General features: G+C 36.3%; 15 protein-coding genes. 8 read left to right on the forward strand and 7 right to left on the reverse strand.

Going from position 1 to position 12,552, the window contains the following annotated elements:
- Positions 1-3: 3 nt before the first annotated feature.
- Positions 4-1,521: a TSUP family transporter gene (locus C8D70_RS01630; protein WP_110366181.1), complete on the forward strand. Its 1,518-nt coding sequence runs from the start codon at positions 4-6 to the stop codon at positions 1,519-1,521.
- Between the two features lie 217 nt (positions 1,522-1,738).
- Here the strand turns inward: C8D70_RS01630 and C8D70_RS01635 are convergent, their stop codons facing one another.
- From C8D70_RS01635 to C8D70_RS01655, 5 genes are all read right to left on the reverse strand, one after another.
- Positions 1,739-2,428, reverse strand: coding sequence for a type 1 glutamine amidotransferase domain-containing protein (locus C8D70_RS01635; RefSeq protein WP_410493701.1), 690 nt, complete (start codon positions 2,426-2,428; stop codon positions 1,739-1,741).
- A gap of 7 nt (positions 2,429-2,435) precedes the next feature.
- On the reverse strand, positions 2,436-3,344 hold the full coding sequence (locus C8D70_RS01640) for a helix-turn-helix domain-containing protein (protein WP_110366183.1): 909 nt from the start codon (positions 3,342-3,344) through the stop codon (positions 2,436-2,438).
- Positions 3,345-3,505: 161 nt separating this feature from the next.
- Positions 3,506-4,438: an NAD-dependent epimerase/dehydratase family protein gene (locus C8D70_RS01645; RefSeq protein WP_110366371.1), complete on the reverse strand. Its 933-nt coding sequence runs from the start codon at positions 4,436-4,438 to the stop codon at positions 3,506-3,508.
- Between the two features lie 238 nt (positions 4,439-4,676).
- Positions 4,677-5,066: a DoxX family protein gene (locus C8D70_RS01650; protein WP_181416079.1), complete on the reverse strand. Its 390-nt coding sequence runs from the start codon at positions 5,064-5,066 to the stop codon at positions 4,677-4,679.
- Positions 5,067-5,195: 129 nt separating this feature from the next.
- Entirely contained in the window at positions 5,196-6,179 is a 984-nt protein-coding gene (locus C8D70_RS01655; protein ID WP_110366185.1) for a polysaccharide deacetylase family protein, read from the reverse strand.
- 90 nt (positions 6,180-6,269) lie between these two features.
- Between C8D70_RS01655 and C8D70_RS20635 the strand changes: the two genes are divergently transcribed.
- Positions 6,270-7,124 (forward strand): AraC family transcriptional regulator, encoded by an 855-nt coding sequence (locus C8D70_RS20635; protein ID WP_181416080.1) that lies wholly within the window; start codon positions 6,270-6,272, stop codon positions 7,122-7,124.
- Between the two features lie 51 nt (positions 7,125-7,175).
- On the forward strand, positions 7,176-7,637 hold the full coding sequence (locus C8D70_RS01670; RefSeq protein ID WP_076594709.1) for an NUDIX hydrolase: 462 nt from the start codon (positions 7,176-7,178) through the stop codon (positions 7,635-7,637).
- A 52-nt stretch (positions 7,638-7,689) separates the two neighbouring features.
- On the opposite strand, the gene C8D70_RS01675 is transcribed toward C8D70_RS01670, so the two are convergent.
- On the reverse strand, positions 7,690-8,181 hold the full coding sequence (locus tag C8D70_RS01675; protein ID WP_076594708.1) for a hypothetical protein: 492 nt from the start codon (positions 8,179-8,181) through the stop codon (positions 7,690-7,692).
- Between the two features lie 197 nt (positions 8,182-8,378).
- On the opposite strand from C8D70_RS01675, the gene C8D70_RS01680 reads away from it, so the two are divergent.
- The 3 genes from C8D70_RS01680 to C8D70_RS01690 all read left to right on the forward strand — a co-directional run bounded on the left by C8D70_RS01680 (position 8,379) and on the right by C8D70_RS01690 (position 10,461).
- Positions 8,379-8,780, forward strand: a complete 402-nt coding sequence (locus C8D70_RS01680; RefSeq protein ID WP_110366186.1) for a hypothetical protein — start codon at positions 8,379-8,381, stop codon at positions 8,778-8,780.
- A gap of 107 nt (positions 8,781-8,887) precedes the next feature.
- Positions 8,888-9,589 carry a hypothetical protein gene (locus C8D70_RS01685; protein WP_110366187.1) on the forward strand — a complete coding sequence of 234 codons (702 nt, stop codon included), beginning with the start codon at positions 8,888-8,890 and terminating at the stop codon, positions 9,587-9,589.
- Positions 9,590-9,975: 386 nt separating this feature from the next.
- The gene (locus C8D70_RS01690; RefSeq protein ID WP_076594706.1) at positions 9,976-10,461 is read left to right on the forward strand and encodes a hypothetical protein; all 486 of its coding nucleotides are present in this window, start codon (positions 9,976-9,978) and stop codon (positions 10,459-10,461) included.
- A gap of 61 nt (positions 10,462-10,522) precedes the next feature.
- Here C8D70_RS01690 and C8D70_RS01695 read toward each other — a convergent pair whose 3' ends face one another.
- Positions 10,523-10,912 carry a Fur family transcriptional regulator gene (locus tag C8D70_RS01695; protein WP_076594705.1) on the reverse strand — a complete coding sequence of 130 codons (390 nt, stop codon included), beginning with the start codon at positions 10,910-10,912 and terminating at the stop codon, positions 10,523-10,525.
- A gap of 85 nt (positions 10,913-10,997) precedes the next feature.
- Here C8D70_RS01695 and C8D70_RS01700 point away from each other — a divergent pair, with 85 nt between their 5' ends.
- Both C8D70_RS01700 and C8D70_RS01705 read left to right on the forward strand, forming a co-directional pair.
- Entirely contained in the window at positions 10,998-11,336 is a 339-nt protein-coding gene (locus C8D70_RS01700) for a MerC domain-containing protein (RefSeq protein WP_076594704.1), read from the forward strand.
- 4 nt (positions 11,337-11,340) lie between these two features.
- Positions 11,341-12,543: a GTP-binding protein gene (locus C8D70_RS01705; RefSeq protein ID WP_110366188.1), complete on the forward strand. Its 1,203-nt coding sequence runs from the start codon at positions 11,341-11,343 to the stop codon at positions 12,541-12,543.
- Positions 12,544-12,552: the final 9 nt, after the last annotated feature.

Here is a 12,552-nt window from a genome sequence, read left to right on the forward strand (position 1 = left end):
AGGATGAGCAATTCTTTATATCCCATATTTTTAAAACTTGAAAACCTTTCACTGCTGATCATTGGCGGTGGCAAGGTTGCCCTTGAAAAACTGGAATCTGTTTTGGGTAATTCACCGGAAACTTCTATCAAACTGGTAGCGAAAGAGATTATCCCTGAGGTCAGAACCTTGCAAAATCAGTTTTCCAATATAACCCTTCACGAAAGAGCCTATGATGATGATGATTTTAATGATACAGATCTTGCCATTATTGCGGTAAATGATATTGAGCTGGCTAGGGAAATCAGAGAAAAAGCCCAGAAAAAAAGTATATTGGTGAATGTTGCTGATAAACCTGATCTTTGTGACTTTTATTTAGGATCCATTGTTAAAAAAGGAAGTCTTAAAATAGCCATTTCCACCAATGGAAAATCTCCAACCATCGCTAAAAGATTAAGAGAAACCTTTACCGAAGTGATTCCTGACGAGATGGATCATGTGTTGGATAATATGCAGCATATCCGCAATCAGCTCACCGGAGATTTCAATTATAAGGTGAAAGAACTCAACAAAATTACTACAGAATACCTGTCTGATGGAAAGGTTTCTTCAAAACCTGATATGGAAATAGAAAAACTGATCAATATTACCAAAACAGCCCAGAGAAAAGCTAATATTTATCTTGCCATTATTGGAGTTTTACTTCTTTTGGGGTTATTTGGACTTTTGGTGTACCAATTTGATCTTGCAGATGATATTCAGTATTTTCTGAATAAGGACGGCCATATCTTTTACTGGATGCTGTTTGCCGGTTTTATGGCAGAAATTGTCGCCGGATCCATGGGAATGGGCTATGGAGTAATATGTACCACAATTCTTTTATTGCTGAATGTTCCGCCACCTGTGGTAAGTGCAAGCATTCATTCTGCAGAGTCTTTTACTACTGCCGCCGGAAGCTTCAGTCATTACAAACTGGGAAATGTCAATAAGAAAATGGTCTGGGTGCTGTTCCCGCTGGCTATTGTAGGCTCTGTAGTAGGTGCTTTAACACTGTCTCATTACGGTGAACATTATGCTCATATTGTAAAACCTGTTATTGCCTGCTACACCTTGTATCTTGGTATTAATATTTTAAGAAACGCATTCAAAGATAAAAAGTCGGGACAGGGTAAATCCAAAAGAAGAACCAATCTCAGAGTATTGGGACTGGCGGGTGGTTTTATAGATTCTTTTGCAGGTGGCGGATGGGGACCATTGGTAACCGGTACACTGATCAAAGAGGGAAGGATTCCCCATTATGTAGTAGGAAGTTCTACCGTTGCCAAGTTTTTATTGACGGTAACAAGTGCCATTACATTCATCTTCACAATAGGAATCCATCACTGGAATATTGTTTTGGGGCTTTTGCTGGGTGGTGTTTTTACCGCTCCGTTTTCTGCGATGCTTACGGCAAAACTTCCAACAAAGAAAATGTTTGTTGTGGTAGGAATAGTAGTGATCCTGATGAGCCTTATTACGATAACAAAATCAATTTTATCATAATAAACCGATTATAATCAAGCTTTGTAAAAAACGTGTTTTTTTTAACGCAAAGATTTTAATGTTTTACTTTATTTTGAGGCATCTGGGGGAGATATTAATGATGCCATGTATTGACACTATCATTACTCATTTTTAGTAAAAATCTGAAACCATTAAAACTTTGCGTTTTTTTATTTTTATTAAACCATATATAAATACATTATATCATTGCCCGTTTTTATTTTTCAAGCTCGCGGACGACTACTTTTGCCATTTCTTTGGAGCTGAAAGGATTTTGTCCTGTAATTAATTGTCCGTCAACCACAACATTGGAAGTCATTGGAATAAAAGCTTTTTTATAATGTACACCCCTTTCTTTAAGGGCCGCTTCAAGATTAAATGGGACTTCATTTTTCCTTCTTGCCAAAGTTTCTTCAAACCAGTCAAATCCGGTGATATTTTTACCTTTAATCATATACTCTCCATTGGAAAGTTTTACATTCAGCAATCCGCCGACTCCATGGCAGATCGCAGCGGCTATTTTATTATTTTCGTACTGTTCTCTGAGCATAGTCTGTAAAGTAGTATTATCAGGGAAATCATACATCGTTCCATGTCCACCCGCCAGATAAATGCAGTCGAAAGATTCATTCTTTACCTCATTAAGACTTTTTGTATGCGTTAATTCGTTTATAAAATCCGGATTTTCGTAATGCCTTTTTGAAATTTCATCCAGTACAAGAGGTTTCAGACTTTCAGGATCAATGGGAGTATTTCCGCCTTTGGGAGAAGCTATGGTAATCTGCCATCCTTTCTCCTTTGCTGCATGGTAAATATGGGTAAGCTCACTCAGCCATAATCCTGTTTTAAAGTTACCGCTGGCATACTGATCTACATTCGTTACGATTATCAATATTTTTTTTATCATCATACTATTAATTAAAAGATTTTCTGAATTCTAACGGTGAAACAGTGGTTTGGTTTTTAAACAAACGGTGAAAAGACTGTGGGTGTTCAAATCCTAAATTATAGGCAATTTCAGAAACAGATAAAGTGGTTGTAGAAAGCAGTTCTTTAGCCTTTTCAATCACTCTGTTCTGAATATGCTGCTGTGTTGTCTGTCCTGTGTGAACTCTTAGCATATCACTCAGATAATTGGGACTGATATTCATTTGAGCTGCCACAAATTGTACAGTAGGAATCCCATCGATCAGCAGTTTTTCATTTTTAAAATAATCATCCAGTATATTCTCGAGCCGGGTCAAAAGATCGTGATTCACTTTTTTCCGGGTTAAAAACTGACGGTTGTAAAATCTGTCACAGTATTTTAACAGTAAATCAATATTGGAAACCAGCAGATCCTGGGTGAAACCATCCATATTGGCTTCTATCTCCTTGCTGATGTTATCAAGGATGTCCGTTACCGATTTTTCTTCTTTTTCCGAAAGATACAAAGCTTCGTTAGCAGAATACGAAAAATAACCATATTCCTTTATTACAGAGGCTAATGGATATCCCTGCAAAAAATCAGGATGAATAACCAGCACACTTCCTCTTACCTCGGAAAGCAGAATGTCTTCAAACTGCAACACCTGATGGGGAGCAATAAAATACATGATTCCATCTTCAAAATCATAATAATGCTGGCCGTATTTACATTTTCCTGCACAATCTTTTTTAATGGAAACCACATAAAAATCCGTGGTTACAGCACTCAAAATAGTTTGCGCATCTACATTCACTTCATTAAAATCAAATACGCTGATCAAAGGATTGGAAGGTCTTTTCAGCTTCAGGTAATTGTGGAGTGCTGTGATGGAGGTTACTTTTTCGGGTGTTTTCATTTTATTTCTTTTTTATACCATATAGTAAGTATGTTATTCTGAACACAGACTGAAAGTCTGCAAACGAAGTTCTGGAATGTAGTGAAGAATCTCATATCGGCCTCCATGTTTTGCCATTCGGTTATGGTAATGGTGTTTCTAAGATACTTATTTTAACAGGATTATTTTGCAGATTGCTGTTCTTTTTTGATCTGCTCAATTCCTTTTCTGTAAGTAGTTACATTAAATTCCGGGAATCTCTTTCTGAATTTTGAATCATCAAACAGGTTATCATATTGATATCTGGGAATCAGCTCCTGCAATTCTTTTGCATTTTTATTAAATAAGGATCCAATTGAAAAGGCTAGCTTTGGAATAACCGAATATTTAAATTCTTTCCCATAAATCTCTGAAGCCAGCGCAATAAATTCCTTATAAGTTAATGGAGTATCTACCGGTAAATGCCATGTCTGCCCATAAGCCTCCGGAGTATTTCCGATTAAAGCAGTGGCGCGGCTTGCATCGGGAGTCCAGATCAGGCTTCGAAGTTTATCATCTCTTAAAGGAACTTTTAGCTTTTTGTTTTCTTTAATAGCATTGAAAATAAGGCTATCCGTAATACTCTGAGTTTTTCCCGGTCCATAAAATTCAGGAGCCCTGCAGATGACAGCTTTTATTGTTTCTGCCTTCATCTCTTTTAAAAGCATATCTGCCATCTTTTTTCTTACCATTCCTTTTCGTCCTACAGGAGCAAACACCGTTTGTTCCGTTAAAACTTCATTATTTTGAGGATACATATACGTGTTGTCAAAGAATACCAGCTTAGTACCGTTGATTTTGCAGGCATCAATAACATTTTTCATGATGGTCAAAAACTGTTTTTCCCATAAACCGGTATCCATGGGAAGTCCAAGGGTAAAGTAAGCAATCTCACTTCCTTTAACGGCTTCTATGGCTTTTTCTCTGTCTGATAAATCTGCTGAGAAAACAGTATCCGTATCATTTACTTTTTTAGCATTTCTGCTGACAATACGAATATCTGATGCATAATTCCTTTTCAGCTCTCTTGCAAGTTCTTCTCCAATCTGTCCATTGGCTCCTAATATAGTTTGCATCATTTTTTATTTTGAAGGTTATCTATTTCACTGAAAATAAACTCAATACTTTCAGCTGCTTTTATTTCTGATACAAAATTCGGGCATAACTCTAAAAACAAAGTAACTTAATCAATGGAAGTTGTAACATAATCTCAGATCATGAAAAAAGCCAGGAAAGTAAAGGTTAAAGCATTCGAATAATCCATATTCTTTTACTTCCTTTATTTCCCCAGCTGTCCAAACTTTTTGCTTTTTATCATTTCCTGTCCAAAGCCAGGTAGTTATCATCAATTCTGCTGATCAGAATATAGAACAAACCTGCATAGATCATCTGAATACCCATTGATTCCCAGTTTTCAACGGTACTGCTTCCAAAAAGCAACAAAATAATCAGAGAAGCTCCGGCAATGGCGGCAATACGGGTTTTAAAACCCATTATCAACAGAAGACCGATTGTAAATTCGAGAAAGGGGAGAACGACACCAAAAAGATGAACCAATGGCTGTGGAAGCCAGCTTGTTTCAAAACCTTTCATCATTCCTGATGCAAAATCCTGTAGTTTTACGAGACGTACCAATCCGTGTCCCAAAAAGTTGATTCCCATCGATACACGAAGGAAAAAATAGGCTGTTTTTGTAGTATTCATAGTGGTATTTTTAGGATGGAAGCGGGAAGGTATAGATCTGTTGTGATTCACTTTTACTGTGTTTTTCAATCATTCTCTAATTTGCTTTTACAGACTTCAATAACTTCCTTCTTCCAGCCTCCCGCTTCCTTACTTATTAAACTTTTCTTCGCTGTTGTCAACCGGAGTATCTGGATCATTCATCACCATTTTAGCGATGTCATCTTTTCTCATAAAAACGACTCCCTGTTTTTGTTGGGTATACTGAATAAATTCCTCCATGGCATGTACCATTGCAGGTGTTCCGCCTATTCTGTCATGAAAACTGATGCTCATCATTCTTCTCTTTGAAGCTCCTTCTTCATACAGACGGTCAAATTCAAATTTCAGCTGGGCCAAAAACTGATCGGGACTCCAGTGTTTGCCTTCAATATTGACAATATCATTGTTGCGAAGCGTATAAGGAATGACTACAAAGTTCTTTCCTTTTACTTTGGTAATGAAAGGTTCATCATGGCTTAAATCATCAATATGATACAGAAAACCAAGATCCTGTAATACTTTAAGGGTATTCGGGCTTCTTCTCAGCCAGTTAGCGTTATAGCCAACAGCTTTCTGTCCTGTGATCTTTTCCACAACATCTACACCTTTCTTTACGAAATTCAGTTCGTCAGCATAATTTTTATTCCACTGGTTATCCCAGGTAAAACCATGAGCTGCAATTTCATGGCCTCCGTGTGCAATAGCTTTAGCAACTTCAGGATACTTTTCAGCAGCAGTTCCTACCACATGAGAAGTAACTTTAATGTCATATTTTTTCCATAAATCCAGCATCCGGTAAATGCCTTCATTTCCTCCGTAACGGTACCAGCTTTCTGCAGGAAGATCCGGCTGTCCTTTTGGTAACGGTGTTCCACTAAAAGGGCTTTCTGCGCCTTCCGGCTGTCCGCCGGTTTCAAACTGCATAGAAATGGAAATAACCAATTGAGCTCCATTCGGCCAGTATTTTTTTGCCAGAGTCTGTTTTTCATGCTGTTGCTTTTTTTCTGTTGTGTCCCTATCATGATGATCAGAAAAGGACATCAGAACAATTGTTGATGCAAGCAGCAATACTGATTGTTTTATATGTTTCATTTTGAATGTATTGATAAGACAAAATTCATCAATAATCCATCAGTATATATTGTAAAAATTAATGGTAAATTTGTAAAAATCCATTCTGCTATGAAACGAATCGTTAATTTCAACTCTTTTAATGTTTTCAGCATTGAAAAGGAAAGCTGGGACGTTGAATATCACAATCATAATTTTTATGAACTGATCATTATAGAAAGTGGAAAAGGATTTCATCATCTCAACAACATTACTTTTTCTTATAAAAAGGGAGATGTTTTTCTTCTCAGACCAAGTGATGGCCATGAATTTTCAATTAAAAGCAAAACAAAATTCATTTATATAAAATTTACAGAACAGTATATCTGGGAAAACCTGCTGTCTGCTAAGAAAAATGAACTTCAGAAAGTTGTACAGCTCCTCATGGAAGATCATTCTTTTGTATATGAATCGGTGATTAAAAGTAAAACAGACAGGACCCATCTGTTACAACTTGCCAGTATTCTTCTGTATGAGTTCAGTCACAAAAACACCTATACCAAAGAGATTACTACTGACCTCTTTTGCAGTATTATTACTATTCTTATCCGAAATACAATACAAAATGCTACAACAAAGAGCTGGATCACTCATAATGTGAGCAGAATTGAGAAAATCCTGTATTATATCAATGTGAATGCTTTGGATAATGATAAAATGAAAATTGAAAATCTGGCCAGAGAATTTATGCTTTCCCCGAACTATATTAGCATTCACATCAAAAAACAGACTGGATTTTCCATACAACAGCATATTATGCAGCATAAAATAAAAACTGCTGAAAAGCTTTTACTGCAAAGCCATTATAACATCAGTGAAATTGCAGACAGGCTGGGTTTCAATGATGCCAGCCACTTCAATAAAATATTCAAAGCATACAAGCAAACGTCACCTTCTGAGTTTAAAAAGAAAGGTTCATCTTATTGATCATCGGGTTTATCTATTTTTCATACCTTTAATAATCAAACCTTTAAGCTTATGAAAACGAGTGCCGGGATTTTGCTGTTTAAAAAAGAAAAATACAGTCTGTATTACTTTCTGGTTCATCCCGGCGGTCCTTTCTGGCGAAATAAAGATCTTGGGGCATGGTCTATTCCTAAAGGAGAGTTTCTTCCTGATGAAGATCCGTTGGAGCATGCATTAAAGGAATTTAAGGAAGAAACGGGTAAAACAATAGAAGGAAAATTCATCGGATTATCACCTGTTCAACAAAAAGGCGGAAAAACCGTTTATGCCTGGGCTTTAGAAAGAGATATTGAGACTTCTGACCTTTACAGCAATACATTTTCATTAGAATGGCCACCCAAATCGGGTAAGATAATAGAAGTTCCGGAAGTGGATCAATGGGAATGGTTTTCTTCAGAAGAAGCACAAAAACGGATCAATACTGCACAGAAAGATTTTATAACAGAACTTGAAAATATATTAGAAAATCAATAACATTAAAAAAACCTTTATCAGCTCTGATAAGTGGTTTTCATTATATAATATTTTACCATTTTATCCCAATCGCTTTTAAAGCACTGGATGTTAAAAAGATATCATCAAAAACAGTCAGTGATTCTACATCATTGAATCCTGTAGGAAGGAGGTCATTTTTATTAAAAGACAATTCAATAGAAGAGTCGTATGAAGCAATGATTCTTACTTTGGAATATCCATTATAATCTACCTTAAAGCCTTCAAACATACAATTCTGTTCAGCCTTCTGGTATTCAGCATATTCTTCAAAACCTGCAACGTCCGTTCTTTTCCCATCATTATGGTCAAGAGATTTCCATGCCGTATAATTTTTAGGTTCTTTCAGGATATTTCCTTTACGGTCTACAGGGACAAACATTCCAAGAGTCAAACGCTTCTTTAAGAAATTGGCATAATTATTCATCAGATTCAAAATCTGAAGATCGGCATATCCTTCATGTGAATAATACTCCAGCACGAAAGTTGTCATCGGAATCAGCTTGAGAGAAGCATCAGTCGGCATAATTAATCTTTACTTTTTTGGGCGATAAAAATAGTATTTTTATTTTCGCTACCCAATGAAAACAGATGAATAGGATGGAATTTATACCCATTCTGAATAACAACAACTTTAGGACAAACCCTCAATTTTCATTATTTTTGAAGGAATAACCATAGAAGTCATTATAAACCTATCTTTTTACGGATACCAATTACAATATGTTGAATAAGATACTACTGGCAGCCGGCATGATTCAGTGCTGCTTTTACAATACCATGGCACAAAACCCCGGCCAACGCCCTGTTTACACTTCTGAATGGGGACATCTCTTTCGTGAAAGTGGAAAAAATAAAGATCTTTTAGGAATATTTTCTACTGAAGCTTCGGTTTACGTTCTGGATTCTACCCAAACGCAATATAAAGTACAGGTAAGCAACGGTGATATTGGTTTTATTGACCGCCAGCCATTACAAAAAAGCATGCATGGGAAAAAATCAGCGGGTGAGCCACTACAATATTTCTATAGAGGAAAAGAGGGATATCAATGTCCGCATTTTTATATACAGGTATCTGAACTCTGCGTGTACGAAAAGGCCCTACTACAGAAAGCATCCCGATAAGAAGAGCAGCTCTAAATGAACTTGTCTGTATAGATTATGTTCCTTTATATGAGGATGGCTGGATCTATATTGGTGACCATTTTCATGAAAATCCTGAATATATTCAAATGAAATATCTGGGTAATGAACTTACCTACGACAAAATTCTGAAAGATTATCTTGCAGTGAAAGGTAAAAATAAGGAAAAAGAACTGGCTCAGGTGGGAAGGTTACGTGAAATTGCATGGCTTGAAGATAAAAACCTTAAACAGGCATTGCTTTACTGGAAAGAATCTTATTCAGGGATAGAAAATACAAAAATAGATATTGATTTTGAACTTCTTCTGGCAGATCAATTTGCAAAAAAAACCGGAACAGAAGCTTATGAGAAAAAGCTAAAAGACCTGAATATGCATTTCTTATGGAAGAATTCTGAACTTTTTAATGGAAAAATCACAGAGACACAGATGAAAAAGCTGGAGATGCAGAAGGTTAAAGACATTCCGGATACCCCTGAATGCGGCTGGGAACCTCAATATTTTTACAGAACATCTGATATGATTGTAGCCTTTGAAGAATATAAAGGAAAAGTTTCCGGAAGTATTTACAAAATGTCCTTCAAAAACGGTGAAGCTGTAGTTCTGGGAAATGAACATATGGACTCCAACTATAATGAAAAGGATTTTGTTAACCATTTTGGTGATCTGCTTTCAACACGCTGGATTTCTTCTCCACACGAATATCATATTCAGAATGGAGATGCAGGGATTTTTATTTTTACTTTTAAAGATGGGAAACTTTTCAGCTATGAATGCATGTATTATTGTTAGAAAATTTTTATCATTTTGATCAATAGGAGCGGGCTTTAGTCCACTTGTTTGTTATTTCCATATTAAAGGCTTCAACCAAAACTTTACAACTATTAAGTTTTGGCTGAAGCCATAGGATTTTATGCATATTATTAAAACGGGCTAAAGCCCGTTCCTATTGAATATAATAACTCCTTAGATATTTTATTGCTTATCTTTTTTCCTTTTTAATCAATTGTTAACGATAATCTTTCAAATGAATTTATATATTAATGGAGGCGGGTTTTAACCCACTTAATGTATTATTTGTTATAAAAAGGGCTTTAGCCCAAACTTGAAATATTTTCCAACATCGGTGATTAAATTTTAAAGCCGTACCTTTACTTCACCAAACAAAATAGTATAATATGTCATTCATAACACCGGAAGGAGCCAGGAAGGCTCAGCTATCCCTATCTGAAAGAGCACCCGTTGCTCATGCTGTTCTCTCAGGTGAAGAGAACATTTCGAAATACAACAGTGGAGTATGTCATGATGTGGTAGCCTATGCATTGTATATGCGTGGCGCCAGGATAAGCCCTACCCAGCTTGCAGAATCGGCAGGACAGAAATGGTTAACCTTATTCAATTATCCGGCGGGAAAAAAATGGGATGGATATACACCCATTCCGGCAGGAAAAGCCATTGGTTTTTACAGACTTATTGATAAGACATTCTTTCATTCAGCTGTTACCACGGGAAACGGAAACGAAATCAGATCTGTTAACGGATTTTCATTAGGATCTGCATGGGCAGTACCTGTAGATATGAAATGGGTATTGGGTAAAAAGAATTCTGACGGAACCTTCAATTATGATGGAACCAAAATAGAAGTCTATATTTCTTCATTATAAAAGAATTTCTATTTCCATAAAAAAGGCAGATCAGCATATTCGCTTTTCTGCCTTTTTACTTTTAAAGATCAGCACATTTAGGGCATATCCCGCTGATAATAAAATTATATTCCTGTGCAATAAAATGTTCCGGCAAACTGATTTCCGGAATAGCATTTTCAATACACGTAACGGAATGACATTCCTTACAGTTAAAATGAACATGATTGTGAAAATGTTGTTCATGGGTACATTTCCCACTGCATTTTGCAAAATTCACCACACCGTCAATATTGACGATCTTATGTATAGCACCTTCGTTTTCAAGCCTTTCCAGAACTCTGTAAATGGTTACTCTATTGCACAGATCTCCCAGTTTCTTCTGAATATCAGAGTGGGTAAGGGCTACCTCTGAACCATTAATCAGGTTTAAAATTTCAGTTTTGGCGTGAGTATTTCTGACTTGTTTCATTTTTAATGCAACAAAGTTGCGGTATTTAAATTTTTATCTTTACTTTTGCAACAAAGTTACGATAAGAAAATTAATCCATACTATTATGAAATCAAAAATTCTTGATGCTGTAGGAATCTCCGCTGCTGTTTTATGCCTGATTCATTGTATCGTCTTTCCATTATTACTGATTGTCCCCTTGGGAATATCACATAACCCTTATATTGATCTGGTTTTCCTTTTCATTGGAGCTGTTGTAGTTTTCAGAATAACGAAGAAAATAGAAAAGCAATGGCTGAAGTTTCTATTCTGGGTATCACTGGCTCTTATTTTTATTTCTATACTGGCAGATTTTCTGTTTGAAGTACATCTTCCTCTGATCTATATGGGAGCTGCCGGTTTGATTACTGGCCATCTGATCAATTTTAAAAATCATAAACATTAAAATCATGACTAAGAAACTTCCTGTAACGGTACTCAGCGGCTTTCTGGGAGCTGGAAAGACAACATTACTGAATCATATTCTTCACAATAAACAAGGCTTAAAAGTAGCAGTCATAGTGAATGATATGAGCGAAATTAATATTGATGCAAGGCTTGTTGAAAACCAAAATACCCTTTCCAGAACAGAAGAAAAATTAGTAGAAATGAGTAACGGATGCATCTGCTGTACACTTCGTGAAGATCTTATGGTAGAAGTAGAACGTTTGGCGAATGAAAACCGTTTTGATTATCTCCTTATCGAAAGTACGGGAATCAGTGAACCGATTCCTGTTGCCCAAACATTCACTTATATTGATGAAGAGAGTGGAATAGATCTGTCCCGTTTCAGTTATGTGGATACAATGGTGACAGTGGTTGATTGTTTCAATTTCATGAATGATTTTGGCTCTAATGAAATGTTACTGGATCGTGATCTTACTGATATGGAAGGCGATTACAGAACGATTGTCAATCTTCTGACCGACCAGATTGAATTTGCCAACGTGATTATCTTAAACAAAACAGATCTTATAAATACTGAAACCCTTGGTTTTTTAACAGCAGCCATAAAGAAACTGAATCCGGAGGCTGTTCTTCTCCATTCAGAATTTGGAAAAATTGATCCTCAAAAGATTTTAAATACAAAGCTTTTTGATTTCGAAAAAGCACAGTCATCTGCAGGCTGGCAAAAAGAATTACAATCCGATCATCACACCCCGGAAACTGAAGAGTATGGGATAAGCTCATTGGTTTTCAGAGATAAAAAGCCTTTCCATCCTATGAGACTTTGGGAATACCTGAATCATCATTATCCTGAAGGAGCCATCAGAGCTAAAGGTTTGTTCTGGCTGGCCTCAAGACCTGATGATGCTTTAAATTTTTCCCAGGCAGGAGGTTCTTTCAGACTGGAAAAAGCAGGAGTTTGGTGGAGTAGTATGCCTATGAATCACAGGGTGCAGTATTCTTCATTTGTAGATAACCAAAAATTTATAGAAAGCAGATGGGATAAAAACTGGGGCGACAGAATCAATGAACTGGTTTTTATCGGACAGAATCTGGATAAAGATCAAATGTTATCAGACCTTCAACATTGTCTTATTAATGAAAGGGAAAAGGAACTATTTGACAAAAAACAAAGTTTTGAAGATCCGTTTCCAAAGAACATTTAAAATTAACTT

The organism is Chryseobacterium sp. CBTAP 102, assembly GCF_003201365.1.
In the GTDB taxonomy this organism is placed as follows: domain Bacteria; phylum Bacteroidota; class Bacteroidia; order Flavobacteriales; family Weeksellaceae; genus Chryseobacterium; species Chryseobacterium candidae.